Source organism: Photobacterium sanctipauli (assembly GCF_003026495.1).
Classification (GTDB): domain Bacteria; phylum Pseudomonadota; class Gammaproteobacteria; order Enterobacterales; family Vibrionaceae; genus Photobacterium; species Photobacterium sanctipauli.
The window spans coordinates 25861-51726 of the sequence record NZ_PYMA01000010.1 but is presented as its reverse complement, the minus strand read 5'-3'; the positions used below and the strand labels follow the sequence as shown (position 1 = coordinate 51726).

Below are 25866 nucleotides of genomic sequence, written 5' to 3'. Positions count from 1 at the left end.
ATCGTTATGCAAATTAACCGCTATGAGCACCCACTGAATGAGAAGGTTCGCATTTACCTACGTCTGGAGTATTTGATCCGCCAGATGACCCATGCCAGCCAACTTAATGATCAATGGCAGCACCAGGTCTTTTTCCGAGCCTTGTTTGATCTGCTGGAGATCCTCGATCAAATTCAACTCAAGGGCGAACTCGCCAAAGATCTTGATAAGCAGCGCGACAAGCTCAAGAGCTGGCTCAATATCGAAGGCGTGGATCAAGCGGCACTGCTTGAGCTTCTCGACCAACTGGAAGCGACCCACCACCAGCTACTAACGGCCAGCCGGTTGGGCCAGGCATTACGGGAAGATCGCTTTCTTGGCAGTATCAAGCAACGCTTCTCGATCCCCGGCGGCAGCTGCTGTTTCGATCTACCGGCATTGCACCACTGGCTGCACCTGCCGTTAGCGCATAAGCAAAGCAATATGAAGGGGTGGCTACAGCATATTCACGAGCTAACCACCGCGCTAAACTTATGGTTAAGACTGGTACGCGAGTCGAGCCATTTCCAGCCACAAGTGGCACGAGGGGGCTTTTTCCAGCATGATGCTGACGACGCCTGCCTGCTTCGCTTAGATATTTGCCCAAGCCATGGCGTTTACCCTATGATATCGGGCCACCGCAGCCGCTTTGCTGTTCGCTTCTTGCCTTTCGAAGAAGGAGCGGCCATTGCGGAAGCGATTGAATTTAAAATAGCCATTTGCTGAGGTTTACCGTGACGCAATCACATACGCCATCTGCCCAAATCACCATTGTGAAATGCCCGACCTGCCAGGCCGAGGTTGAGTGGGGAGAGCAGAGCCCTTTCCGTCCATTTTGCAGCAAACGCTGCCAGTTGATTGACTTGGGTGAATGGGCTGAAGAAGAGAAGGCGATCCCTGGCGCACCAGATATGTCTGATGCCGATGGGTGGTCTGAAGATATGGGGTACTAATAACGCCCCGTTGCACTGCAGTGCTATGGTACCCAAATACCATAGCCACTGCAGAACCCCAAAACGAGTTACAGGCTCATCAGCTTTTCAAGCACGACATCGTTCGCTTCCGGGAAGGCATAGTTGGCCAGCTCGTCCAATCGCACCCACTCGCCCGGCTGCCCTTCCTTGCCAAACGCTTCTCCTTCAAACCCCTTTACCAGAAAAAAGTCGAACTTCAGCGCCTTCTCCGGGTAATCATGCTCTAGCGCCATGAAGTGTTCCAACGCCGTCGCATGGATCCCCACCTCTTCTTCAAGCTCGCGGATCACGGCCTGCTCGGCTGTTTCGCCATCTTCCACTTTACCGCCCGCAAATTCCCAAAAGCCCCCCTTGTGGGCCTTGGCTGCGCGCTGGGTGATAAACACCTTATCCTGCTCGGCATTGAGAATGATCCCTGCCGATATCCATACTTGTTTCTTTTCCAATGCCGTACCTGTGCGTTCTACTTAAATCAATTACTAATCCAGATTGGTATAAAAAAGGCCGCTTACGCGGCCTTTCACTGTAACAAATATCAAGGGTCGATCAATTAGTTGATCTTACCGTGACACTGCTTGTACTTCTTACCAGAGCCACATGGGCAAGGTTCGTTACGGCCAACCTTGCGCTCTTCGCGCTGGTATGGTGCCGCTTCGCCTTCTTGCTCTGAGCTTTCATCGGCGATCTGGTTTTCGGCATTCTGGTGCTGGAACTGCTGGCGACGGGCTAGCTCTTCCGCTTGGCGGCGGCGCTCTTCCTCGACACGCTCAACTTCTTCCTGCTGCTGAACACGGACTTTACTCAAAATCATGATTACATCAGACTTCAAGCTCTCAAGCATCTCTTCGAACAGCTCAAACGACTCGCGCTTGTATTCCTGTTTCGGGTTCTTCTGTGCGTAGCCACGCAGGTGGATACCCTGGCGTAGGTGGTCCATCGCCGCAAGGTGTTCTTTCCACAGCGTATCAAGGTTTTGCAGCATTACCGTCTTCTCGAAGTTGCGCAGTACTTCCGCACCCACCACTTCTTCTTTCTGACGGTAAATTTCTACTGCTTGCTCGTAGATACGCTCACGCAGTGCTTCTTCGTATAGCTTCTCTTCGGTATCCAGCCACTCTTGGATAGGCAGCTCCATATCGAAGTCGGCTTTCAGGCGCTCTTCAAGGCCTGGGATGTCCCACATTTCTTCTAGCGACTGCTGAGGAATGTACGCATCGATCACCGCTTGGATCACGTCTTCACGGTTTTGCTCGATCATCTCGCTGATGTCTTCAGCAATCATCAGTTCGTCACGCAGCTCGTAGACCACCTTGCGCTGGTCGTTTGCCACGTCATCAAATTCAAGTAGCTGCTTACGGATATCGAAGTTACGGCCCTCAACTTTACGCTGGGCATTCTCGATAGCCTTGGTTACCCATGGGTGCTCAATCGCTTCGCCTTCTTCCATCCCCAGCTTCTTCATCATGTTAGACACACGATCAGAAGCGAAGATACGCATCAGGCCATCTTCCATCGATAGATAGAAGCGAGATGAACCGGCATCACCCTGACGGCCAGAACGGCCACGCAGCTGGTTGTCGATACGACGGGATTCGTGACGCTCGGTACCAATGATGTGTAGACCACCAGACGCCAATACTGCATCGTGACGCTCTTGCCACTTCGCCTTGATACCAGCAATTTGATCGTCGGTTGGATTCTCGATCGCCGCCACTTCGGTCTGCCATGAACCACCCAATACAATATCGGTACCACGGCCTGCCATGTTGGTTGCGATGGTCACCGCGCTTGGCGCACCCGCCTGGGCAACGATGTCAGCTTCACGCTCGTGGAACTTGGCGTTCAGTACTTCGTGCTTGATGCCTTGTTTTTTCAGCGCGTTAGAAAGCAGTTCTGACTTCTCGATAGAAACCGTACCCACCAATACAGGCTGGCCGTTGCCTACGCGTTCCTTGATGTCTTCGCTGATGGCAGCAAACTTCTCAAGCTCTGTCATGTAAACCAGATCACCCATATCATCACGGATCATCGGCTTGTTGGTTGGCAATACCACGGTTTCCAAGCCGTAGATAGACTGGAATTCGAATGCTTCGGTATCCGCAGTACCTGTCATGCCCGACAGTTTGTTGTAGAGACGGAAGTAGTTCTGGAAGGTAATCGAAGCCAGCGTCTGGTTCTCATTCTGGATCTTAACGCCTTCTTTGGCTTCAACAGCCTGGTGAAGACCTTCAGACCAGCGACGACCCGGCATAGTACGGCCAGTGTGCTCATCGACGATAACCACTTCGTTGTCTTTGACGATGTAGTCCACATCGCGCTCAAACAGAACATGGGCACGCAGCGCGGCATTCACATGGTGAAGCAAGCTGATGTTAGCTGGCGAGTAAAGCGTATCCGCTTCTTCCATCATGCCGTTTTGCTTGAGCAAGTCTTCCACAAACTCCTGGCCGTTCTCGGTCAAGTGGGCCTGCTTCGACTTCTCATCCACCGTATAGTGGCCTTCACCGCGGTATTCTTCGCTGTCTTCCTGATCTTGCTTCACCAGTTGCGGGATCAGGGTATTGATCTTGGTGTATAGCTCAGAGCTGTCTTCGGCAGGGCCTGAGATAATCAAAGGGGTACGGGCTTCATCGATTAGGATGGAGTCAACCTCATCGACTACCGCGAAGAATCGCTCGCGTTGTACGCGGTCTTCGGCACGGAATGCCATGTTGTCACGTAGGTAGTCGAAACCGAATTCGTTGTTCGTACCGTAAAGTACGTCGGCTTGGTAGGCTTCTTTCTTTGCCTGCGGTGGCATGTTTGGCACGTTCACGCCAACAGTCATACCCAGGAATTCAAACAGTGCACGGTTGGTTTCGGCATCACGCGCAGCCAGGTAGTCATTCACAGTAACGATGTGAACACCCTTGCCAGTCAGTGCGTTCAGGTAGGCAGGTAGCGTTGCTGTCAGGGTTTTACCTTCACCGGTACGCATCTCTGCGATCTGGCAGTTGTTCAACACCATACCGCCGATAAGCTGCACGTCGAAGTGACGCATACCAAACACACGCTTGGACGCTTCACGTACCGTGGCAAAAGCTTCAGGTAGTAGCTGGTCAAGGTTTTCACCTTGGTCTAGACGCTCACGGAACTCAACCGTTTTGGCTTTTAGCTCTTCGTCTTGCAGGCTTTCGAATTGAGGCTCTAGTTTGTTGATTTGGTCAACAATTTTGCGCATACGACGCAGTGTGCGGTCGTTACGGCTACCGATAACTTTGGTCAGTAGTTTTGATAACATGGCGATGCCGTTTTCTCTTTGTTATTTCAGCTACATAAATGGCTGAATCGCGTAAATCAGAATTTTTCAACCGGGATTGTCCGTACCAAGCAAGTGCCAGCGTGAACATTTTTCATCCCTGTCCCGTCTAAATCCGTCACTAAGGTGACAACGGAAGCCGACCCGAAAAACAGTGGTTAATAATGATATTGTGGCCTTAACCGACAATTTCAAGGGGAGTATGTAAACAAGATCAGAATTAGCTTAAAGTTGCTGCCCAACCAGGCCATCTATGCTTGCTTACAGAAGGCACTCCCTTATTGAGTAATACCCAAACAACCTCAACATACAAGTTTAAGCAGAAACACGCATCTTGAGGTAGCTTGGGTATAATAAGCCATATTGTCAGTGTCGCCTACGGCAAATCCCCTAGGTATACTTACCATATGCGAAAAATTAGAACTTAACCCCTACTTTTTGCCCAGGAACGATTAGCAATGCGCGATCATCGCCCCCAAACCACTGCCGACCTGCTCGATGACAGCCAGCTTGGCAACATCCAGCAACGTGCCATCGCTCTAAGCAAGCTCAACAAAGCGGTCAAGCAACACCTCGATTGCGCCGAGTATTGCCGGGTCAGCAACTACCGCCAAGGCACGCTAATCATCGAAACCGCCTCCGCTGCGTGGTCGATGCGGCTGAACTATGAGCGCAATAGCCTGATCAGCAAACTGAGGGAAAAGTTGCTCCCCAACCTGGTGAAGATTGACATCAAGGTGAACCCCGAACTGGCTGCGGTGAAGGTGGAAAAGAAAGACAAGACCCCGGACATTGTGCGCAAGCCCATTTCACAAAAGGCGGCCGGCTACCTGCTGCACACAGCGCAAGATGCGCCGGATAAAATCAAGAAGCGACTGGAGCGGATTGCCGCTTTGTCGGCAAAGAAAGGCTAGCCTAGTGCTGGGTGATCAGAAACAAAAACGCCGGACAGAGTCCGGCGTTTTTTAATTCTGCTGGTAAGCAAGCCTAGTTAGGCAAGTACCATGCCTGGCTGGGCAAACGTCACTGGTACTTCGTGCTCTTCGTTGAACGTTGACCACTCGTAAGCTTCCTGATCCGCCAATACTGCACGTAGCAATTTGTTGTTCAGGGCATGGCCCGACTTATATGCCACCATTTCACCAATGATGTTGTGACCACACATGTAAAGGTCACCGATAGCATCGAGTACCTTGTGTGTCACAAGCTCATTATCGAAACGCAGGCCGTCGTCGTTCAGGATGCGGTAGTCATCCAGTACGATAGCGTTATCGAAGCTACCGCCCAGTGCAAGGTTTTGCGACTGAAGGTATTCGATGTCACGCATGAAGCCGAAAGTACGGGCACGGCTAATGTCCTTCACGAAAGACTGGCTCGAGAAGTCCAACACCAAACGCTGCTGCTCTGATTCAATCGCCGGGTGATTAAAATCGATAGCAAAGTCCAGGCGGAAACCGTTATGAGGACGGAGTTCTGCCCATTTGTCGCCATCTTCGACGCGAACAGTTTTCTTGATACGCAAGAATCGCTTAGGCGCGTTCAGGGTATCAATACCGGCAGACTGAAGCAGGTAGATAAACGGGCTGGCACTACCATCCATAATCGGAATTTCTGGCGCGTCCACTTCGATAATCACGTTATCGATACCCATACCTGCCAATGCTGCGTTCAGGTGCTCAACAGTTGAGATACGTACACCGTCCTCGTTAACCAAGGCGGTACATAACATGGTGTCGCGTACAGAATCGGCGTCCGCTTGGAAGTCAACCGGTGGATTCATGTCGGTACGGCGGTAAATGACACCCGTATTGGCAGCAGCCGGACGTAGAATAAGCGTGACTTTACGCCCCGAGTGAAGTCCCACCCCGGTCGTTTGCACAATGCTTTTCAAAGTACGTTGTCTGATCATCTGCTTTTCTCAACTATTGTTTTGCCATTATGTCGACCCCTTTACCTAAAAGTTTAAGCAAAAGGGTCTACCAGTGTATCACTTTTTGACCTATATCCCAAATTTAACTAATTGTTAGTCAGCTTGCTTGCGTAAAAACGCTGGGATATCTAGGTAGTCGTGATCAGCCTGAGGCTTAGATTTTGTTGCTGCCGAACTTGCTGCAGGCTGCTGAGCACTTGGCTCTGCCGCTGGTGCAGACTGCGTTAGCGGCGCAGGCTTAGCCTCTTCCATTGCTGGTGCTGCCGGAGCCGCAGGTTTTTCCTGAGCCACCGCCTGAACCGGCTTAGATGTTGTCACCAAGGTGATATCTGGCTTCGTTTCTTTGCCGATACCCGTTGCAACAACCGTTACACGCAGTTCGTCAGACATTTCTGGGTCAAGCGAGGTACCGATAACCACTGTCGCGTTATCAGAAGCAAACGCCTTCACTGTGTTACCCACAGTCTCAAATTCGTCCAGACGCATGTCCATACCCGCAGTGATATTAACCAACACACCACGCGCACCCGCAAGGTCGATATCTTCTAGCAGCGGGCTAGAAATCGCCATTTCAGCTGCTTCTTCTGCACGGTCATCACCAGTAGCCATGCCGCTACCCATCATCGCGTGGCCCATTTCAGACATCACAGTACGAACGTCGGCAAAGTCGACGTTGATCATACCCGGACGTGTGATTAGCTCAGCGATACCCTGTACCGCATTACGCAGTACATCGTTCGCTTTAGCAAAAGCGTCAAGAAGAGTGATACCACGGCCAAGTACTTTAAGTAGCTTCTCGTTTGGAATGGTGATCAGAGAATCAACATGCTTAGAAAGCTCTTCAATGCCCTGCTCGGCAAAAGCCATACGCTTTTTACCTTCAAAGCTAAACGGCTTGGTGACAACAGCCACTGTTAAGATACCAAGCTCTTTCGCTACTTCCGCGATGATTGGTGCAGCACCTGTACCAGTACCACCGCCCATACCAGCAGCGATGAAGATCATGTCCGAGCCCTGTAGCTCAGCCTTGATAGCTTCACGATCTTCCAGTGCAGAGTCACGACCCACTTGTGGGTTTGCACCAGCACCCAGACCTTTGGTGATATCACCACCAATCTGGATCACTGTACCTACACTGCTTTTACGAAGGGCTTGGGCATCAGTGTTAACACTGATGAACTCTACGCCTTCAATCGACTCACGTACCATGTGATCGACAGCATTACCGCCGCCGCCGCCAACGCCAATGACCTTAATTACAGCTTCATCAGACATTTCCATCATCGGTTCAAACATTTGTTCTCTCCGTTCATCCTGTTCGCATCAGGTTTTAAAATTCTTTTCTTAGCCAACCACTAATCTTAGTGAAGATTCCCGTTACCGAACGCTTCGGCTCCAGGTCACTATCATCAAATGTCTGACTGTCCTTTCCGTAATGCAGTAATCCTACTGCAGTCGCATAACGCGGAGACTGAACATGTTCAGTCAAGCCCGATACTTCCAGTGGAAGCCCGACCCGGACCTGGTTACGGAAGACACGCTCTGCGCATTCTACCAAACCTTCCATCTGTGCGGCACCACCAGTCAGGACAATACCTGCAGCCAACTGGTGTTTGACACCCGCGTTACGCAATTGTTCTTGTTTTTCTATTAGCTTCTGATTAACCAGCCCAAGCAGTTCGCTATAGCGGGGCTCTATCACTTCCGCCAATGTTTGGCTTTGCAAGCTGCGAGAAGGGCGACCACCAACGCTTGGTACGTCAACCTTCGCATCCTTGCTTACCAATTCGCTCAACGCGCAACCGTATTTCACTTTAATTTCTTCGGCATCGCTCGGTGGCGTGCCGAAGGCATAAGCGATATCGCTAGTTACCACATTGCCGGCATAAGGGATCACTTCGGCGTGGCGCAAGGCTCCACCCGTCCATATGGCCAAATCCATGGTGCCACCACCAATATCGACCACACAAACCCCAAGCTCTCGCTCATCGGCCGTTAACACCGCATGACTGGCTGCCAAGCCTGAAAATATCAGGTGGTCGACTTTCAAGTCACACCGCTCTACCGCCTTGACGATATTGCGTGCCATGTCGTTATGGCAGGTAATAAGATGAACACTCGCCTCCATGCGTACCCCAGATAAACCAACAGGGTTTTTGATCCCCTCTTGATAATCAATAGCAAATTCCTGAGGAATAACATGCAAAGTTTTATGTTCATCGCTAATTTTTACTGACTTCGCTGTGTGAATAACACTATCAACGTCGTCCTGCGTCACCTCTTTATCCGAGATTGGCACCATGCCTTTCTCGTTTTGGCAACGTATATGCTTGCCGGATAATGACAAAAATACCGAGGAAATCTGGCAGTCGGCCATCAGCTCAGCTTTGTAAACCGCACTCTGAACTGACTTTACGACGGACTCAAGATCATTGACCCCGCCTTTATCCATACCGCCCGATGGGCTACTGCCCTCACCAATGACGTTTACACCGCCATCAGGCAACACTTCCCCGACCAAAGCACAGACTTTGGAAGTGCCAATATCCAGGCCTACTATCAGTTTTTTATCTGCCGCCTTCGTCATTAGCGCTTGCTCTTATTGTTCTACTCGACCAAGCCGCACCACTGTGTAGCACTAGCTGGCTTCGCTTTGCTCTGGATCATCTGTCCAGCCTACAGCAGCCCCGGTGTCGTAGCGAAGATCTACGTACTCGATGGCTTTTCCGTGCTGCTCCAATTCTGGGTATAAGCCAATAAAGCGGTTGAGCCGCTCCATTCTCGCTTCACGCCCCAGCTCAAGCCTGATCCCGTTGGTTAACCAAACGCGCCAGGCCCGACGTTCGTTTAATGCCAGCGTAGCAATTTCAAAGCCCGCAAGCTGTAATCTTGGTTGCATTTCATGCAAGGCAGCCAAAACTTGTTGGCTGGAGCCTTCAGGTCCCGCCAAGCCAACCAAGGGCTTACCGGCCTGCTCCCGGGGCGCATAAAATACGGCTCCCTCGGTATTAACCAGATATTGTCCATTCCAGAATGCCGCCGGTTCATGCTCAACCAAAAATACCTTCAAGGTATCCGGCCACTGCTTACGGACCGCGGCCCTGGCCACCCAAGGCATGGCCTCAAGCACATGCTGGATAGCATCGACATCTTGGGTCATGAAGCTGCCGAGCCGGTCAAGCTGCAAGATGCCATCTCGCACATCATCCGGCGAGAGGTAATCCAGCTCACCCTGTATAACCAGTTGCGACAGGGGCAAGCGGTTAGCATCTGTCATCCAGTTTATTGCAGCACTGAAAAGCCATGCAACAAAACCAATCACAAAAACAAAAAATGCCAATCCCCCCCAATGCCCAGTCGCAATTGAAGGAGTTCGGGGTATTCTTTTTAGGACACTATCAGCCATAAATAGTTTTAACCTTTACCAAAATAGCCGATATCTACCCAGAAAAAGTGTTGTTATCCGACTTTTTCGCCTCTGGAAGCTCGCCGCTTACTGAGTAAAGTTGATCGATTATACCGACCAAGTAGCGGCTCTCCAACACCTGAGACTCGATTCCTTACACTTCCTGAGAGCCATGCCCGTAAAACTGACCGGTTACTAACAAGCCAAATAAATCGCTAACTCTGTAACCAGCCTAGTTTTTATGCAATTTTCACGCCATAGGCATGGCATTTTGCAATCGCTATTAACTTTGACGCATTTCAGCAATATTTAGCTTTAGATCGGCTAATTGTCGTGCAATTTTGCCTACATCACCGGCACCTTGTGTCAAAAGCAAGTCGTCATCTTGTAAAATATTAGCAAGGGCAGACGGCAATGCCTCGCTGTTGGGCACAAAAATCGGATCGATCTTGCCGCGTCCGCGGATGGTGCGGCAAAGTGCGCGGCCATCCGCCCCGGCAATCGGTGCCTCCCCGGCAGAGTACACATCCAGCATCACCAGCACATCGACCTGCTCAAGCACATTGGCGAAATCATCGTACAGATCACGGGTACGGCTGTAACGGTGCGGCTGGAAAATCATCACCAGGCGCTTGTCGTCCCAACCCGCTCGCGCCGCCTGGATAGTCACGTCCACTTCACTCGGGTGGTGACCATAATCGTCCACCAGCATCACCTTGCCATTGCCGGTTTCAAATTCGCCCAGGTGGTCAAATCGACGGCCTGTGCCTTCAAATTCCAGAAGCGCACGCACAATTGCCTCGTCAGCCACACCTTCTTCGGTTGCCGCCGCCACCGCAGCCGTTGCATTCAGCGCATTGTGCTTGCCCGGAATATTCAGTTTCACATCCAGCGCAGGCTTGCCTTTGCGCAGGATAGAGAAGTGCCCTTGCTGGCCGTGCTGATGGTAGTTAGCCAAACGTACATCCGCATCTTCCGAGAAGCCGTAAGTAATAACCTGGCGGCCAATTTTTGGTAGCAACTCGCGAACCACAGGATCATCGATACACAATATAGCCAAACCGTAGAACGGCAAGTTGTGCAGGAAGTCGATGAAAGTCTGCTTAAGCACTTCGAAATCACCGCCATAGGTATCCATATGGTCGGCTTCGATATTGGTGACCACACACACCATCGGCTGCAGGTGCAAGAACGACGCATCGCTCTCATCCGCCTCAGCGATAAGATAGCGACTCGATCCCAGGCGAGCATTAGTGCCGGCACTCTTTACCAAGCCACCGTTAACAAAAGTGGGATCCAGGCCCGCTTCAGAATAAATTTGCGTCATCAAGGCCGTGGTGGTGGTTTTGCCATGGGTGCCGGCAATCGCGATGCCGTGGCGGTAGCGCATCAATTCAGCGAGCATTTCGGCCCGGCGCACCACGGGAATCCGCAATTCACGCGCGGCAACCAGCTCAGGGTTATCCTGAGCAATGGCGGTAGATACCACAACCACACTTGCCTGCTCAACATTTTGGCTTTGGTGGCCAAAGAAGATTTCGGCCCCCTTGCTTTCTAGGCGGTTCGTCACCGCGTTGGGCACAATATCGGAGCCACTGATACGGTAGCCTTCGTTAACCAAAACTTCAGCAATACCGCTCATGCCGGCACCGCCGATACCAACAAAGTGAATACGCTCAACGCGGCGCATCTCTGGGACCATGGTTCTGATTTTTGCTAATTGCTGGTTATCCAGTTTACTCATCACTTTGTCTCGTCTTATTGTTTCGCCAACGACTTAATCACCTCAGCCACCCGGCTGTCGGCATCAAGTATCGCGGCATCCCGTGCAGCAACAGCCATCTCGGCTAATTTGCCACGGTTCATCTGTTCTAATTCGTTAGCCAGCCCTTCCGGGGTAAGGTCCGGCTGCTCAATCATTTTTGCCGCGCCACACTGAACCAGGTGGTCGGCATTGAGTGCCTGCTGGCGATCTTTGTGCATAAACGGTACGAAAATCGCGCCAACGCCCGCGGCAGACAACTCCGATACGGTTAATGCGCCAGAGCGGCAAACGACGACGTCAGCCCACGCATAGGCAGAGGCCACATCGTCGATAAACTCAGTTACCTTATGCCCAGCGGCAGTATTCTCTCGGTAGGCTTGCTCGGTATCAGCTTGGGCGCCCTTGCCGGCCTGGTGCCAAACTGTCACTTTATCACCCAAGATAGCCGCTACTTTAGGCATTGTCTGATTTAGAATACGGGCACCTTGGCTACCGCCCATCACCAACACGCGAATCGCCCCCTCGCGGCCGTCGAAGCGGGCCGTTGGCTCTGCCAGTGCCACCACGTCTTGGCGTACCGGGTTACCCACGACCTCACTGTCTTTGAAGGCCCCCGGGAAGGCTTGCAGTACGCGGGCGGCAATTTTTGACAGCCACTGGTTAGTCAGGCCAGCCACGGCATTTTGCTCATGCAAGATAACCGGCACGCCAGATAGCCATGCCGCCACGCCGCCCGGCCCGCTCACATAACCGCCCATGCCAAGCACGGCATCGGGCTGCCAAGCCTTGATATACTTTCTGGCCTGCAAGATAGCATTGAAAATTTTGAATGGCGCAGCCAACAAGCGCGCAACACCCTGCCCGCGAAGGCCTTTTACTTTAATAAAGTCGATATCGATGCCGTGTTTAGGCACCAACTCTGCTTCCATTCGATCCGCGGTACCTAACCAGCGGATTTCCCAGCCTTCCTGCTGCAGTTTTTTCGCAACAGCCAAACCGGGGAAAACATGGCCGCCAGTACCGCCAGCCATCACCAGCAAGCGCTTATTCTTGTTCATCTGTGTCATCTTCTGCATCGTTCACCAGACCGTACTTCACGGCATACCGCTGCTCGTAGTCAATCCGGAGCAAGATGGCAACTGCCGTTGCCATAATAAATAAACTGGAGCCACCATAACTGATCAGTGGCAAAGTAAGGCCCTTGGTCGGTACGATCCCTGCGGCTGCCCCGACATTGACCAAGGTTTGGAATGCAAACCAAAAAGAAAAACCAAACGCGAGGAAGCCGCCAAACAGCTGCTGGCTTTCCAAACAACGGCGGCCAATGAACATCGCCTTGAACACCAAGGCAAAGATCAACAGCAGCACCACGGTAACCCCAATCAACCCGACCTCTTCGGCGAGCACCGCAAAAACAAAGTCGGTATGGGCCTCGGGTAGGTACTCTAATTTTTGGATTGAGTTGCCGAGCCCCTGACCAAACCAATCGCCCCGGCCAAATGCCATCAGGGACTGGGTAAGCTGGTAGCCACTGCCGAAGGGATCCTCCCAAGGATCCATGAACGACGTAACCCGCCGCAGTCGGTAGGGCTCGAAAATGATCAGCAAGATAATGCCGGCAACGGCGGTCACCAGCATCACCAAAAATTGCCATAATTTAGCACCGGCAATAAACAGCATCCCCACCGTGGTCACGAACATCACCACAAAGGAGCCGAGATCGGGCTGGGCCAAGAGCAAAATTGCCATTAGGCCGAGTACGACCAGTGGCTTTAAGAAACCAACAAAACTTTCCCTCACCTGCTCGTACTGGCGGACAAGGTAGCCGGAAAGGAAAATAAACAGTGATAGCTTCGCGACTTCGGCTGGCTGCAAGTTAAAGATTCCCAGCGGGATCCAACGGGCCGCACCGTTAACCGAACGACCGGCAACCAGCACCACCACCAGCAGGAGCAAGGAGACCAGCAGCATTGGCACGCTGTATTGCCGCCACTTTTCTAGCGGGATCATCACCACAAAGCTGGCAATAACCAGGGCGCACACTAAGAAGAAACCATGGCGGAAGGCGAAGTAGAACGGCATATCCGTCAGGCGCGTGGCAATCGGCACCGATGCCGATGTTACCATCACCAAGCCCGTTACCATCAACGCAAAAGCAATCCAAACCAGCTGCCTATCATAAAGGCTTGGCGTGGATGGCCTGGTTAACCAGCCCGCGGTTGACGATACTCCTTCACGCAGTGCGCCGAACATCAGCTCCCCTTACCCACGCGGTGTTGTAGCTGCTGGGCCAATTCGACGAAGGCATCCCCTCGCGCCATGAAGTTCGGGAACTGATCAAAGCTAGCACAAGCCGGAGAGAGCAACACCATATCGCCGCTGCGCGCATCATCCGCAGCGATGGCCATCGCTTCCGCCATGGTCTCAACCGCCAGGGCATCATCGGCCAGCGGCTGGAAAAGAAAACCATCGCGGCCGTAGCAATAGAGCCGCACATCCAACTGGCGGAGCACTGGCTGCAATTCGGAAAAATCGGCCCCCTTGCCATCGCCACCCACCAGCAAGTGAAGCTTGCCCGGCAACGCCAAGCCGTTCAGTGCCGCCAGGGTACTCGCGAGGTTCGTCGCCTTGGAGTCGTTGACCCATTTCACCCCGTGCTGGCTTGCGACCAACTGGCAGCGATGGGCCAGGCCGTTATAGCGGCGCAATGCACGGCAGGCTGCTTCGCGGCCAATGCCCGCAGCATCGGCCAAAGCAAGTGCCGCCAGGCTGTTGGCGACGTTATGGCGGCCAACCAAGGCAATATCATTACTCGGCATCACAGCCTCGCCATCCACCGCGAGCCATTCTTCATCACCAAAGGTGATCAAGCCATACTGCGCCGAGTCGAAGCCAAAACTGGCCATCGCGCCGGAAAATTCAGGGCGGGTCGCCAAGTCATCGCGGTTGTAAACCGCCAGCTCGGCATGGTCGAAGATCCGCATCTTGGCTTGGCTGTATTGCTCAATACCGCCAGGGTAGCGATCCATGTGATCTTCGGACAAGTTTAGGTATACCGCCGCTTTCAGCTGCAGCGATGCGGTCGTTTCAAGCTGAAAGCTCGACAATTCAAGGACGTAGAGGTCATGCTGTTGAGCGAGCATATCAAGCGCGGCAAAGCCGATATTACCACCCACGCCAACATCAATGCCTGCCTCCTTGGCCATTTCGCCCACCAGGCTGGTCACCGTGCTCTTGCCGTTGGAGCCCGTTATAGCAACCACCGGCTTGGAGACCGCGCGCGCAAAAAGCTCGATGTCGCCGACAATATCGACCCCGGCATTGGCTGCCTCGACCAATTGCGGCGTGGCAAGGGCGATCCCCGGGCTAGCCACAATCAAATCGGCAGATAGCAACCATGCCATCTGCCACTCGCCACTGCACAGCTCGACGCTGGCCGGTAGCTGTTCACGTCCCGGAGGCGCATCTCTGGTGTCGATCACCTTGATATCTAGCACCTGCGGCAAACGCAACAGGTGATTAACCACGGATAAGCCGGTCATTCCCAGACCGATTACAACAACCTTTTCTACGCCTTCCAAGCCTTTCATTTATCGAACCTTTAGTGTCGCCAATGCAATCAATACTAGCATCAAGGTAATGATCCAGAAACGCACAATCACGCGCGGCTCAGGCCAGCCCTTCAATTCATAGTGGTGGTGGATTGGCGCCATACGGAAAATACGCTGACCACGGAGCTTGTACGAGCCCACCTGCAAGATCACCGATACCGTTTCCATCACGAACACACCGCCCATGATCACCAACAGCAGCTCTTGGCGCACCAAAACCGCAATCGTGCCGAGCGCGCCGCCCAGTGCCAACGAGCCTACATCGCCCATAAACACTTGTGCCGGGTAGGTGTTAAACCACAAGAAGCCAAGGCCGGCACCCACAATCGCGGTACACACCACCACCAATTCGCTGGCATCCTTCAAGTAAGGAATGTGCAGGTAGTTCGCGAAGTTCACATTACCCGTCGCCCAGGCAATGAAAGCCATACCACCAGCAACCATCACGGTCGGCATGATGGCCAAGCCATCCAGGCCGTCGGTGAGGTTGACGGCATTACTGGTACCGACAATCACAAAATAAGTAAAAATAATATAAAACAAGCCAAGTTGCGGCATCACGTCTTTGAAGAACGGCACCACAAGCTGGGTTGCCACGGTATCCTGGCCATGGACGTATAGCGCAAAAGCGACGCCCAGCGCGATCACCGACTGCCAAAAATACTTCCAGCGCGCAATCAGGCCGTCGGTATTTTTGCGAACAACCTTACGGTAGTCATCAACAAAACCCACGGCGCCGTAGCCCAGCATCACCGTCAGCACCGCCCAAACATAAGGGTTGGTGAGATCGGCCCACAGCAAGACCGTAATCGTGATCGCTGCCAAGATCATGATACCGCCCATGGTTGGCGTACCACGCTTGCTAAAATGCGACTCTGGGCCATCGTGGCGAACCACCTGGCCAATTTGCAGCATTTGCAAGCGAGCAATCAGACGCGGCCCCATCCACAGTGACAGCAACAACGCGGTCAAAATGCTGATAATGGCGCGGAACGTCAGGTACTCAAACAGACGAAAAAATGGGAATGTAGATTCTAGTAAGTCGGCAAGCCAGTAAATCATTAGTTATTTTCCTGCAGTGCAGCAATGACATCTTCCATTCGGGAGCTACGCGCGCCCTTTGCCAATACTGTCACTTGGGTATCGTTTTCATTGTATTGCGGTTGATCTAGCAGCTGCTTGAGCAGCGCGATCAAAACCGTTTTATCTTCGAAGTGCTGGCCATTGTTCAATTCGCTCACCACTTGGCTGGCAGAACCGAAGGTCAGCACCTTGTCGAGTGCTTTGTTTTGGGCATATTCTGCCACTTCGCGGTGCAGCGATGCACTATCATCGCCCAACTCCGCCATATCGCCCAGCACAAACCAACGTTGGCCACTAAAGCTTGCCAATAAATCAATGGCCGCTTTTACCGAGGCAACGCTAGCGTTATAGGTGTCGTCAATCAGGCGCAAATGAGGTCGCGGCTGGGTCACATCAACCCGTCCCTTCACGTTCTTGGCACAACCAAGCCCAGCAATCACTTGCTCTTCAGTTGCCCCGAATGCCATCGTCAAAGCTGCAGCCGCCAAGGCGTTCGCCACATTATGGCCACCCGCCATGGTCAATTTAACCGGGAATGCACCGTGAGGGGTTCGCATTGTAAAACAAGCGAGGCCCTGATCGTTAATAATAATGTCATCGGCAGAGTAATCCGCGCTTTTCTGGGTTGCCGAGAAAGTTACGACTTGGTGGTTGGCCAGCAAAGGCTGCCAAGTATCCAGCGAATTCGAATCGAGGTTCACAATCGCCACCGTCTCGCCGTGGAGCGGGGTCAACCCTTCAAAAATCTCACCCTTGGCTTTTGCCACCCCGGCCAAAGAGCCAAAGCCTTCCAAGTGCGCGGCTGCCAGGTTGTTAATCAACGCCACCTGGGGTTTAACCAAATTGGTGGTATAAGCGATCTCGCCCTGGTGGTTAGCCCCCAGCTCGATAACGGCAAACTCATGCTCAGGCTGAAGGCGTAACAGGGTCAGCGGTACACCAATGTCATTATTGAAGTTGCCCCCCGTTGCCAGCACATTGCCTTTCTGGCTTAGGATGGCCGCGGCCATCTCCTTGACCGTGGTTTTGCCGCAGCTACCCGTTAGCGCCAGCGTCTGCAAACCATGCTTGGTTTCCATTTCAGCCTTTAGCCAAGCCCCAAGCAGGCCAAGGGCATGCAGGGTATCGTCAACCACCAGCTGAGGTAGCCCAATGGGTAAGTGCCTACTTACCAACAGCGCCTTAGCACCGTTATCCATCGCGTTTTGGCAAAAGTCATGGGCATCAAATCGCTCGCCGATCAGCGCAACGAACAAGGTCTCTGCGGCAATGGCACGGGTGTCGGTCGACACATCTGCGACAGACGTATCATTACCCACCAGCTCTGCGCCAAGTATCTCGGCGAGTTGCGACAACTGAACCTGTATCATACGCTTGTCTCCAATAGTGCCTGCACCGTCTCGCGATCAGAATAATGGATCGTGCGATCGGCCAGCACTTGATAATCTTCGTGGCCTTTACCGGCAACCAGTACGATGTCATCCGGGGCGGCATGGCTTGCAGCCCACTGGCAGGCCTGGTAACGATCGTGGTGAACAACGGCGTGTTCCGGCTGCTCTAGGCCAGCCAGCATGTCTTTAACGATAATCGCCGGATCTTCGGTCCTTGGGTTGTCGTCGGTCAAAATCACATGATCGGCCAGTTGCTCGGCAATCCGCGCCATCATTGGTCGCTTGCCGGTGTCCCTGTCACCGCCACAGCCGAAAATACACCATAGGTTGCCGCTGCAATGCACTTGGAGCGCCTGCAATGCCTTCTCCAACGCATCTGGCGTATGAGCATAGTCAACAACCATCATGGGTTTGTCAGGTGCTTGAAAAACTTCCATTCGGCCAGTCACCGCCTGCAATCGCGGGGCAACCTCCAGCAATGCCGCGAACGAATGCCCCGTCGCCAACAAGGTCGCCAACGCCAGCATCAGGTTCACCACGTTGAATGCACCGACCAAGGGTGCAGTAAATTGCCCCTTGCCCCAGCTGGAGTCGAAACCAACCGTCACGCCTTGGGTGCTGTATTCGACCTGCTCAAGCCAAAGCTTCTGGCCTTGGTGATCAATAAGGTTGCTGCCATCAGTGGCAACCGCCACCGCCTGGGGCAGTTCGGCCAACCAACTTCTGCCAACCGTATCATCGGCATTAATCACGGCGATACCAGAGTGGTGTTCAGTGAAAAGGGTTTTCTTGGCATCGGCGTAACTGGCCATATCACCATGGTAATCAAGGTGATCCCGGCTAAGGTTGGTAAAAATACTGGCTGCAAACTGCAACGACTTCACCCGGCCTTGAACCAAGCCGTGGGAGGAAACTTCCATCGCGGCATAATCCGCCCCGGCTTCGACCATTGAAGCCAGCACCTGCGGAATTTCAAGCGCGCTGCCAGTGGTATTGAGCGCAGGCTTGATATTAGCCAACAAGCCATTGCCCGTTGTGCCCATCACCCCCGCACGGTAACCGATCAACTGTGCCCACTGGGCCAAAATTTGGCTAATGGTGGTTTTGCCATTGGTCCCCGTGACGGCAACCAGGCTCAAAGCCTGATCTGGCGAGCCATAGAAACGCTTGGCGATAGCCGATAAGTGCAATGATAGTGCTGGCAGGGTGATCACCGGCACGCCATCTTGCTCTGCGATGGCAAAGTGCTCGCCCTGGGCCAAAACAGCGCTCGCCCCTGCTGCAATGGCATTGGGAATAAAGCGGCGACCATCAACGCTATGGCCACTGACCGCGACAAAAAGATCCCCACCTTCAATGTGGCGGCTATCGAGGGACATGCCCTGAATAGATAGTTCAGCTAGAGCGTCGGGTAATTGCTGTTGCTCCAACCATGGTGAAAGCAGTTCACCCAGCTTGTTATGTTGTTTAAGTACCGGCATCTGCCTTGTCTCTACGATTCACAATATTTAATTCTTCGCGGGTGCCCGCGTCAGGCGGGATATTCAGAATTTGCAGCGCACTCTCCATCACTTCGGAGAAAATAGGCGCCGCAATCGCACCACCATAATACTTGTCGCCCTGTGGCTCGTTCACCACCACCACCATGGCCAAACGCGGATCGCTAATCGGTGCCAGGCCGGCTGTCATCGCAATATATTCATCACTGTATCCGCCAGCTGCGGCCTTAACCGCCGTACCGGTCTTCGCACCGACTCGATACCCGGGCACTGCGGCCCTTACCGCACTACCACCTTTGTGGGTCACGGTTTCCATCATGTTAAGCAGCTTGCGGGTGTTGTCCGCCGAGACGACCTGGCGTCCCGGCACCACATCTTCTGTTTTCAAGATCGACAGCGGGCGGTTGACCCCCATCGCGCCCAGCGTAGCGTAAGCACGTACTAACTGGATAGGCGTCACCGAAATACCGTAGCCAAAAGAAAGGGTGGCGCGCTCAAAATCAGACCAGCGACGGCGGTCGGGGAAGAAGCCCTGCGCTTCACCGATCAGGTTGATACCCGAGGCATCCCCCAGCCCGACACTGCTATACATACCGAGCACCGCATCGATCGGCATCGCCAGCGAGAGTTTACTCACCCCGATATTACTCGACTTCTGCAGGATCTTGGTCAGGTCAGCCTTGCCGACTCGAGAGACGTCACGGACACGGCTGCCGCCCACCTGCATCAGGCCGTTACCGGTATCGATAATGGTATTCTCGTCCGCCACCCCGTTTTCCATGGCCGCCAGTACAATAAACGGCTTAATGGTCGAGCCCGGCTCCATCGCATCGGTAATCGAGCGGTTACGCATCCGGAAGCTTTGCAGTTGCTCGCGGTTGTTCGGGTTGTAGGAAGGCGCGTTGACCATCGCCAATATTTCACCGGTGCGAACATCGGCCATAATCACGGTGGCGGAGGTCGCTTGATAATCTGCCACCGCCTGCTTCACGGCCCGGTAGGCAACGGCCTGTAGGCGCTGGTCGATACTCAGGCTCAAAGGCTGGCCCGGCTCGCGCTTTTTCAGCGAGATATTCTCAACCACGCGGCCATAGCGATCTTTTCGCACCGTGCGGCGCCCCGGCTCCCCGGTCAGCCAACCGTCATAGGTCCGCTCCACGCCTTCCAAGCCGTGACTGTCGATCCCCGTCACCCCGATTAAGTGAGCACTAACCTCACCGGATGGGTAAAAGCGGCGGGATTCGTCTTTCAAGCCAACGCCTGGCAGCTTGAGCCGACTGACATAGGTTGCCATTGCCGGGCTGACCTGGCGCTGCAAATAAATAAAGCGACGTTTTTTGTTCTTTTCTAAGCGTTCTAGCAAACCGTCGCGATCAATACCGAGCACATCGGCCAACGCATACCAACGCTCGCGTTGAACAATCCCGCCGTTTTTATAGATCTGAACCGGATCGGCCCAGACCGCCTGAACAGGCACGCTGACAGCCAGCTGCTCATCGTTGCGATCGGAAATAATGCCCCGGGCAGACGGCATCGCCTTCACCCGCAGCGAGCGCATATCCCCTTCTTGGATCAACTTGCCCGGCTCAAGCACCTGAATGTAGGCAGCGCGGCCAATCAGGGCCAGCAAAGCCAAAACAACACAGCCGCATATAACACCAAAGCGCCACGGGATAAATGCCGGTGGCGCTTTTTGGCGACGCTGATTCTGCTTGGCTGAACGCTTAAATAAATTCATCAAATTCAATTACTGCACTATGACTTCACTGTCTCTAGACGGGCGGCGCATTTCGAGCTCCTTTTCTGCCAGGCGCTCGATGCGGCTATGTTCGGCAAGGGAGTTTTCTTCGAGGATTTGGTTACGCCATTCAATATCAAGCTGATCCCGCTCGATTAACAATTGCTCCTGCTGGGCGATAAGTTGACGGGAGTGGTGGGTGATCAACACCACCCCCAACGCTGAAACCAACACCAGAACCATTAGGACAAGCGGAACACGCCCGACCGACAGCAGATCTTGCCCGATCAGGCGGGCAAGGTTATCGGATGGCTCTGGTGCCTGACTCATACGCGCTCAGCCAAGCGTAATACGGAACTGCGCGAGCGAGCGTTGTCGCTCACTTCGTTTTTCGATGGCTTGATGGCCTTGCCGACAGTTTTCAGCGCCGCCGAGCCAAGCGCCTTGATCTGCTCTTCCGTTAGCGGCAGGCCAGCAGGCACTTCCGGCCCCTTGCTCTGCTTGCGGATAAAGCGCTTCACCATGCGATCTTCTAGCGAGTGGAAGCTGATCACCGACAAGCGGCCTTCAGGAGCCAAGACGTTCACGGCACCGTTCAGCGCGGTTTCGATCTCTTCCAATTCACTGTTGATATAAATTCGGATAGCTTGGAAGCTACGGGTCGCCGGGTGCTTGTGGCGATCTTTAAACGGAGAAACATCCGAGATCAGCTTAGCCAGCTGGGTGGTGCGCGTCAGCGGCTCATTCTCCGGATCTTCACGATAAGCCACAATGCCACGGGCGATGCGCTTGGCAAAGCGCTCTTCGCCAAACTCTTTCAGTACCCATGCAATGTCGTCGGCTTCGGCTTCGGCCAACCATTCTGAGGCGGGGATGCCCGACGTTGGATCCATACGCATATCCAGCGGACCGTCGCGCATAAAGCTAAAGCCACGCTCGGCATCGTCAAGCTGCGGCGATGACACGCCAAGATCAAGCAATACGCCATCCACACGGCCAATCAGATCGCGCTCTTCCATGTACTTTTCCATTCCCGAGAAAGGGCCGTGGATAATAGTAAAGCGAGGATCGTCAATCTTCTGGGCTTCAGCAATCGCCTGTGGATCACGGTCGATACTGTAAAGACGCCCATTTTCCCCGAGCTGAGACAGGATCAGGCGGCTATGGCCACCACGGCCGAAAGTACCATCAATATAAATACCGTCAGGTTTGATGGCGAGGCCATCAACTGACTCATGGAGTAAAACTGAGACGTGCTCAAACTGTTCAGACATAACGATTAATTCAGCTCTTGTAGAAGCTTGCCAAAACCCTCGACAAAACATGCGAGCATTTCAACATAAAAATATAATAGAAAGGAAATTCATCGACTTACGCTATTAAAACGATGTTTTTACAGCATTTCCCGCAAAATCCCACCGCAAAGTGTACGTATTCGGTAAAAAAGATGTCAAGCCACAGCCTACATTTCTAACAATCAATTGATAGTAGGATAGCAGCCCAGAAACGACAAAAGGCGATGCAGGCTACAAATATGTAGCACCACATCACCTTCTGTACTTAAAGAGGGGAGTTGGCTGATGAGCCGGGTTCTGTCCCGCTTACGCGGTGGTAACCATTCATCTAGGCCTGCAATCGCTCACAGGCTCAAGCAACCTACCCGTCCCCAACGCGGGCCACGCCATTAGGGACCTATTTGGTCTTGCTCCGGGTGGAGTTTACCGTGCCACGGACTATTACTAGCCGCGCGGTGCGCTCTTACCGCACCCTTTCACCCTTACCTGTTCTCGCAAGCGAGCCATCGGCGGTTTACTCTCTGCTGCACTGGTCGTGGGCTCGCGCCCCCCAGACGTTATCTGGCACCCTGCCCTATGGAGCCCGGACTTTCCTCCCCCCCGTCAGTCTCCCAAAGGACATCAACGAGGCAGCGGTTACCTTAGCCAACTCCGGGGGCAGAGTTTATCCGACTCAGGTCACAGTTGCCAGTGAAAAATCAGCCAAGCGACAAGAGCGGTCAAAAAGGCAACGATTCCCCGCCCCGGCCTAGTCTAAGTTGGCCAAGCCCCACTTGTAGAGGGCATTTTTCTTCACCCCGTGGATCTCGGCAGCCAACGCTGAAGCCTTTTTCAATGGCAGCTCCTTAACCAGCAGCGTCACAGTGCGCAGCGCATCCGCCGGCAACTCTTCTTTTTCGGCACGGTGGCCTGCCACCAACAACACCATTTCACCACGGGTACGATTGCTGTCTTCGCCCAGCCAGTCAACCAGCTCGCCCAGCGGCGCGCCGTGGATCGTCTCGTAGGTTTTGGTCAGCTCACGTGCCAACACCACTTGGCGCTCGGGGCCAAGCACAACCAGCATATCGGCAAGTGAGTCCATAATACGGTGTGGCGACTCGTAGAAAATCATGGTGCGCTCATCATTGGCCAGCGCCTGGAAGCGGTCGCGGCGCCCTTTGCTTTTCGGCGGCAGAAAGCCTTCGAAGCTAAATCGGTCCGATGGCAAGCCGGCCCCACTCAGGGCAGTAACCACCGCGCATGGCCCTGGCAGCGGGACAACTTTGACACCCGCCTGACGACAGCGGTTCACAAGATGGTATCCTGGATCGCTGATCAGCGGTGTACCGGCATCTGATACCAATGCGATGCTGGTACCAGCCTGAAGTTTTTCGATTAGGTAGTCAGCTTTTTGCTGCTCGTTATGATCGTGAAGCGCAAAGGTGCGGGTCGAGATCGAGAAGTGGGTTAGCAAGCGCGATGTATGGCGAGTATCTTCTGCGGCGATTAAGTCCACATTTGCTAATACATCCAATGCACGCTGCGTGATGTCCGCTAAATTACCGATTGGTGTAGGTACGATGTACAAAGTTGCGACATCTACCGTGCATGAATTGGTCTCACTCATTTGTCTAAGATCTCATCTGCAATTAATATAGAGAGTAATTTGTCACAGTTGAATGAATTCAATGCTCAATTTTACCCATAAGCGTAAAAGTGTATCACGACTGTTAGCACCTGTAGCCCTTGCTGTGATTTTGGCCGGCTGTAGTACAACTAACCAACAGCAGGTCGTGGCCACTGATATAACAGCAGCTGCCACCCAGAGTGCGGCTGATTATCTCATCAAAGCCGAAGCAAGCGAAGGTGCCGAAAGCGTCAACTGGCATATCCTTGCCCTGAAGGCCTTCATCAAAGAAGGACGCTGGGCACAAGCCGAGCAGCAGGCAAACCGCCTGGGCCGCATGTCGATGGACTCGCTCCAGATGGCCGAGTGGCAGCTGGCGCGCGCGACCCTGCGCTACCAACAGGGCCAGCCTAAGTCGGCACTCGAAACCCTGAACTTCCAGCCGTGGTGGACATTGGCCGACAGCCAATACCTGCGCTACCACATGCTGCGTGCTGAACTCTACGCCCAAACAGCCCAACCTCTTCAGGCGGCGAGGGAAAGAACGGCACTGGACCAGTACCTGACCAACGAGCAGAAAGCCGCCAACTGGCAAAACTTGTGGCGCGATCTGGCCAATTATAACAACAACCAGCTGCAAACCGTGACCCTCAGCGACAGTGACACGGTACTGCGTGGTTGGATCCAGCTTAGCATCCTGAAAAACACCTACTCGCAGCGCCCTGCGAAATTGAAGGGAATGGTAGAAGACTGGCTGGCAAGCAACCCGTACCACCCGGCAAACCAGTACCTGCCAGCCGAGCTGCAAGCCATCATGGAGCTGGAGATTGCCCAGCTCAACAATGTTGCCTTGCTACTGCCGCTTTCTGGCCGCTATGAAAAATCAGGCAAGGCCGTGCGCGATGGTTTTATCAACGCCATGCTGGATGACACCGGTCGCGATGCCAGTACCGAGCTTGCGGTATACGACACCGAGGCCGAGCCAATGTCAGCCATCGTCAGCCAGCTAGAGCAGGACGGGGTGGAGTTGGTTATTGGTCCGTTGCGCAAAAACAAGATCACCGAATTCCAGCGCGCCAACCAGGGTAACATCACCTTGCTGGCACTCAACGAGCCTGAGCAAAGCAGCATGACGCAAGGCAATGCCTGCTATTTCTCGCTGTCACCAGAGCAGGAAGCCGAGCAAGCCGCCCGCCACCTGTTTGCCAAGGGGCACCAATCCCCAATGGTACTGGCGCCGGGCAACAGCTTTGGCCGCCGCGTGACAGATGCGTTTACCGAGCAGTGGCAGCAGCTGACTGGCGACTCGCCGACAACCCGCCAATTCAGCTCGCGCAAGCAAATCCAGCAAGAGGTCGCAGCGGTATTTGGCCTGACCGAAAGCCAGGCGCGCATTGACCAAATGCAGCAGTTGCTTGGCATTGAGCTGGAAGGCCAGCCGCGTAGCCGCCGCGATACCGATGCGGTCTACCTGATTGCCAACATGAACGAACTGACGCTGCTTAAGCCGTTTATCGATGTGGCTATCAACCCAGACGTCCAGCCGCCGAAATTGTACGCCAGCTCACGCAGCTACCCTGATAGAGAGGGCGACACCAGCGAGTTGCGCGGTATTGAGTTTAGCGATATCCCGTTGTTGGTGGATGCGAACCATAATTTCATGACCCGTTTTGACGAGCTGTGGCCTCAGGCTAAAAATACCGACCTGCGCTTGCATGCCTTCGGTATGGACGCTTACAAAATGATTGCCGAATTGCCGCAGATGCGTGTCGTGGATAACTACACCACCCAGGGCAAGACCGGTCAGCTAAGCCTGGATGATCAATGTGTTATCCAACGCCAGCTAAGCTGGGCTATCTTCTCGGGCAATGGTGTTGAACCAGCCCAATAAGCGCCTCAAGGGGCAAGCCTACGAAGCCATGGCCGAGCAGTTTCTCTGCCGCCATGGCTTGTTGCCCTGTACCAGAAACTTCCAATGCCGCAGTGGTGAAATCGACCTCATCATGCGCGATAAAACCTGCTGGGTCTTTATCGAAGTCAAATTCCGCAAAAACAACCATTACGGTTCCGCCGCAGAAGCGGTAAACTGGCGAAAGCAACAACGGCTTAAACGTGCGGCGTTGTTTTGGCTACAAAAAAATGGCCATGCCATTGAACATACAGAATTTCGATTTGACGTTGTCTCTATCGAAGGGGCCCAACCACCGAAAATCGAATGGTTTACCAATACCCTAGTTGAAGGTTAATCC

General features: G+C 53.5%; 22 protein-coding genes and 1 other RNA gene. 5 read left to right on the top strand and 18 right to left on the bottom strand.

From position 1 onward, the window contains the following. Positions 1-6 precede the first annotated feature (6 nt). Positions 7-744: a cell division protein ZapD gene (zapD, locus tag C9I98_RS15630; protein ID WP_036828106.1), complete on the top strand. Its 738-nt coding sequence runs from the start codon at positions 7-9 to the stop codon at positions 742-744. An 8-nt stretch (positions 745-752) separates the two neighbouring features. After that, positions 753-971: a DNA gyrase inhibitor YacG gene (gene yacG / locus C9I98_RS15625; protein ID WP_036828109.1), complete on the top strand. Its 219-nt coding sequence runs from the start codon at positions 753-755 to the stop codon at positions 969-971. 68 nt (positions 972-1039) lie between these two features. On the opposite strand, the gene mutT is transcribed toward yacG, so the two are convergent. Next, on the bottom strand, positions 1040-1438 hold the full coding sequence (gene mutT, locus C9I98_RS15620; RefSeq protein ID WP_036828112.1) for an 8-oxo-dGTP diphosphatase MutT: 399 nt from the start codon (positions 1436-1438) through the stop codon (positions 1040-1042). Positions 1439-1542: 104 nt separating this feature from the next. Further along, positions 1543-4272 (bottom strand): preprotein translocase subunit SecA, encoded by a 2730-nt coding sequence (gene secA, locus C9I98_RS15615; protein ID WP_107272193.1) that lies wholly within the window; start codon positions 4270-4272, stop codon positions 1543-1545. 476 nt (positions 4273-4748) lie between these two features. Here secA and C9I98_RS15610 point away from each other — a divergent pair, with 476 nt between their 5' ends. Then, positions 4749-5204: a DUF721 domain-containing protein gene (locus C9I98_RS15610; protein WP_107272192.1), complete on the top strand. Its 456-nt coding sequence runs from the start codon at positions 4749-4751 to the stop codon at positions 5202-5204. Between the two features lie 77 nt (positions 5205-5281). Here the strand turns inward: C9I98_RS15610 and lpxC are convergent, their stop codons facing one another. From lpxC to rsmI, 16 genes are all read right to left on the bottom strand, one after another. Beyond that, on the bottom strand, positions 5282-6199 hold the full coding sequence (gene lpxC / locus C9I98_RS15605) for a UDP-3-O-acyl-N-acetylglucosamine deacetylase (protein ID WP_107272191.1): 918 nt from the start codon (positions 6197-6199) through the stop codon (positions 5282-5284). Between the two features lie 114 nt (positions 6200-6313). After that, entirely contained in the window at positions 6314-7516 is a 1203-nt protein-coding gene (ftsZ, locus tag C9I98_RS15600) for a cell division protein FtsZ (RefSeq protein ID WP_036829685.1), read from the bottom strand. A gap of 34 nt (positions 7517-7550) precedes the next feature. Further along, complete coding sequence (gene ftsA / locus C9I98_RS15595; RefSeq protein WP_036829683.1) at positions 7551-8807, bottom strand: cell division protein FtsA; 1257 nt, start codon at positions 8805-8807, stop codon at positions 7551-7553. Positions 8808-8858: 51 nt separating this feature from the next. Next, positions 8859-9626 carry a cell division protein FtsQ/DivIB gene (locus C9I98_RS15590; protein ID WP_036829681.1) on the bottom strand — a complete coding sequence of 256 codons (768 nt, stop codon included), beginning with the start codon at positions 9624-9626 and terminating at the stop codon, positions 8859-8861. Positions 9627-9909: 283 nt separating this feature from the next. Beyond that, a complete protein-coding gene (gene murC / locus C9I98_RS15585; RefSeq protein ID WP_036829677.1) occupies positions 9910-11370 on the bottom strand; it encodes a UDP-N-acetylmuramate--L-alanine ligase in 1461 nt (486 codons plus the stop codon). Positions 11371-11384: 14 nt separating this feature from the next. Continuing rightward, on the bottom strand, positions 11385-12449 hold the full coding sequence (gene murG, locus C9I98_RS15580; protein WP_036829675.1) for an undecaprenyldiphospho-muramoylpentapeptide beta-N-acetylglucosaminyltransferase: 1065 nt from the start codon (positions 12447-12449) through the stop codon (positions 11385-11387). Beyond that, positions 12436-13644 carry a cell division protein FtsW gene (ftsW, locus tag C9I98_RS15575; protein ID WP_107272190.1) on the bottom strand — a complete coding sequence of 403 codons (1209 nt, stop codon included), beginning with the start codon at positions 13642-13644 and terminating at the stop codon, positions 12436-12438. Before ftsW ends, murG begins: the two co-directional genes overlap by 14 nt. Beyond that, a complete protein-coding gene (gene murD / locus C9I98_RS15570; protein ID WP_107272189.1) occupies positions 13644-14981 on the bottom strand; it encodes a UDP-N-acetylmuramoyl-L-alanine--D-glutamate ligase in 1338 nt (445 codons plus the stop codon). Before murD ends, ftsW begins: the two co-directional genes overlap by 1 nt. Then, on the bottom strand, positions 14982-16064 hold the full coding sequence (gene mraY / locus C9I98_RS15565) for a phospho-N-acetylmuramoyl-pentapeptide-transferase (RefSeq protein WP_036825221.1): 1083 nt from the start codon (positions 16062-16064) through the stop codon (positions 14982-14984). Continuing rightward, entirely contained in the window at positions 16064-17455 is a 1392-nt protein-coding gene (murF, locus tag C9I98_RS15560; RefSeq protein ID WP_107272188.1) for a UDP-N-acetylmuramoyl-tripeptide--D-alanyl-D-alanine ligase, read from the bottom strand. Before murF ends, mraY begins: the two co-directional genes overlap by 1 nt. After that, a complete protein-coding gene (gene murE / locus C9I98_RS15555) occupies positions 17452-18957 on the bottom strand; it encodes a UDP-N-acetylmuramoyl-L-alanyl-D-glutamate--2,6-diaminopimelate ligase (RefSeq protein ID WP_036827135.1) in 1506 nt (501 codons plus the stop codon). Before murE ends, murF begins: the two co-directional genes overlap by 4 nt. Next, positions 18944-20713, bottom strand: coding sequence for a peptidoglycan glycosyltransferase FtsI (ftsI, locus tag C9I98_RS15550; protein WP_107272187.1), 1770 nt, complete (start codon positions 20711-20713; stop codon positions 18944-18946). Before ftsI ends, murE begins: the two co-directional genes overlap by 14 nt. A gap of 9 nt (positions 20714-20722) precedes the next feature. Continuing rightward, positions 20723-21043 carry a cell division protein FtsL gene (ftsL, locus tag C9I98_RS15545; protein ID WP_036824529.1) on the bottom strand — a complete coding sequence of 107 codons (321 nt, stop codon included), beginning with the start codon at positions 21041-21043 and terminating at the stop codon, positions 20723-20725. Further along, a complete protein-coding gene (gene rsmH / locus C9I98_RS15540; RefSeq protein ID WP_036824532.1) occupies positions 21040-21987 on the bottom strand; it encodes a 16S rRNA (cytosine(1402)-N(4))-methyltransferase RsmH in 948 nt (315 codons plus the stop codon). The genes ftsL and rsmH overlap by 4 nt, the downstream gene beginning before the upstream one ends. A 291-nt stretch (positions 21988-22278) precedes the next feature. Beyond that, positions 22279-22661: RNase P RNA component class A (gene rnpB, locus C9I98_RS15535), an RNA gene on the bottom strand. Between the two features lie 95 nt (positions 22662-22756). Further along, entirely contained in the window at positions 22757-23617 is an 861-nt protein-coding gene (gene rsmI / locus C9I98_RS15530) for a 16S rRNA (cytidine(1402)-2'-O)-methyltransferase (protein ID WP_036819616.1), read from the bottom strand. Positions 23618-23678: 61 nt separating this feature from the next. On the opposite strand from rsmI, the gene C9I98_RS15525 reads away from it, so the two are divergent. After that, a complete protein-coding gene (locus C9I98_RS15525) occupies positions 23679-25508 on the top strand; it encodes a penicillin-binding protein activator (protein ID WP_036819613.1) in 1830 nt (609 codons plus the stop codon). Continuing rightward, a complete protein-coding gene (locus C9I98_RS15520; RefSeq protein ID WP_420848083.1) occupies positions 25492-25863 on the top strand; it encodes a YraN family protein in 372 nt (123 codons plus the stop codon). Before C9I98_RS15525 ends, C9I98_RS15520 begins: the two co-directional genes overlap by 17 nt. The last annotated feature ends 3 nt before the right edge of the window (positions 25864-25866 follow it).

Coding starts and splice junctions, on each gene's coding strand:
- C9I98_RS15590 (WP_036829681.1), bottom strand. CDS start 9,626: ATGGCTGATAGTGTCCTAAAAAGAATACCCCGAACTCCTTCAATTGCG.
- lpxC (WP_107272191.1), bottom strand. CDS start 6,199: ATGATCAGACAACGTACTTTGAAAAGCATTGTGCAAACGACCGGGGTG.
- murC (WP_036829677.1), bottom strand. CDS start 11,370: ATGAGTAAACTGGATAACCAGCAATTAGCAAAAATCAGAACCATGGTC.
- murG (WP_036829675.1), bottom strand. CDS start 12,449: ATGAACAAGAATAAGCGCTTGCTGGTGATGGCTGGCGGTACTGGCGGC.
- ftsI (WP_107272187.1), bottom strand. CDS start 20,713: ATGAATTTATTTAAGCGTTCAGCCAAGCAGAATCAGCGTCGCCAAAAA.
- rsmH (WP_036824532.1), bottom strand. CDS start 21,987: ATGTCTGAACAGTTTGAGCACGTCTCAGTTTTACTCCATGAGTCAGTT.
- murD (WP_107272189.1), bottom strand. CDS start 14,981: ATGAAAGGCTTGGAAGGCGTAGAAAAGGTTGTTGTAATCGGTCTGGGA.
- C9I98_RS15525 (WP_036819613.1), top strand. CDS start 23,679: ATGCTCAATTTTACCCATAAGCGTAAAAGTGTATCACGACTGTTAGCA.
- ftsL (WP_036824529.1), bottom strand. CDS start 21,043: ATGAGTCAGGCACCAGAGCCATCCGATAACCTTGCCCGCCTGATCGGG.
- murE (WP_036827135.1), bottom strand. CDS start 18,957: ATGCCGGTACTTAAACAACATAACAAGCTGGGTGAACTGCTTTCACCA.
- mraY (WP_036825221.1), bottom strand. CDS start 16,064: ATGATTTACTGGCTTGCCGACTTACTAGAATCTACATTCCCATTTTTT.
- secA (WP_107272193.1), bottom strand. CDS start 4,272: ATGTTATCAAAACTACTGACCAAAGTTATCGGTAGCCGTAACGACCGC.
- zapD (WP_036828106.1), top strand. CDS start 7: ATGCAAATTAACCGCTATGAGCACCCACTGAATGAGAAGGTTCGCATT.
- murF (WP_107272188.1), bottom strand. CDS start 17,455: ATGATACAGGTTCAGTTGTCGCAACTCGCCGAGATACTTGGCGCAGAG.
- ftsW (WP_107272190.1), bottom strand. CDS start 13,644: ATGTTCGGCGCACTGCGTGAAGGAGTATCGTCAACCGCGGGCTGGTTA.
- ftsZ (WP_036829685.1), bottom strand. CDS start 7,516: ATGTTTGAACCGATGATGGAAATGTCTGATGAAGCTGTAATTAAGGTC.
- C9I98_RS15610 (WP_107272192.1), top strand. CDS start 4,749: ATGCGCGATCATCGCCCCCAAACCACTGCCGACCTGCTCGATGACAGC.
- ftsA (WP_036829683.1), bottom strand. CDS start 8,807: ATGACGAAGGCGGCAGATAAAAAACTGATAGTAGGCCTGGATATTGGC.
- rsmI (WP_036819616.1), bottom strand. CDS start 23,617: ATGAGTGAGACCAATTCATGCACGGTAGATGTCGCAACTTTGTACATC.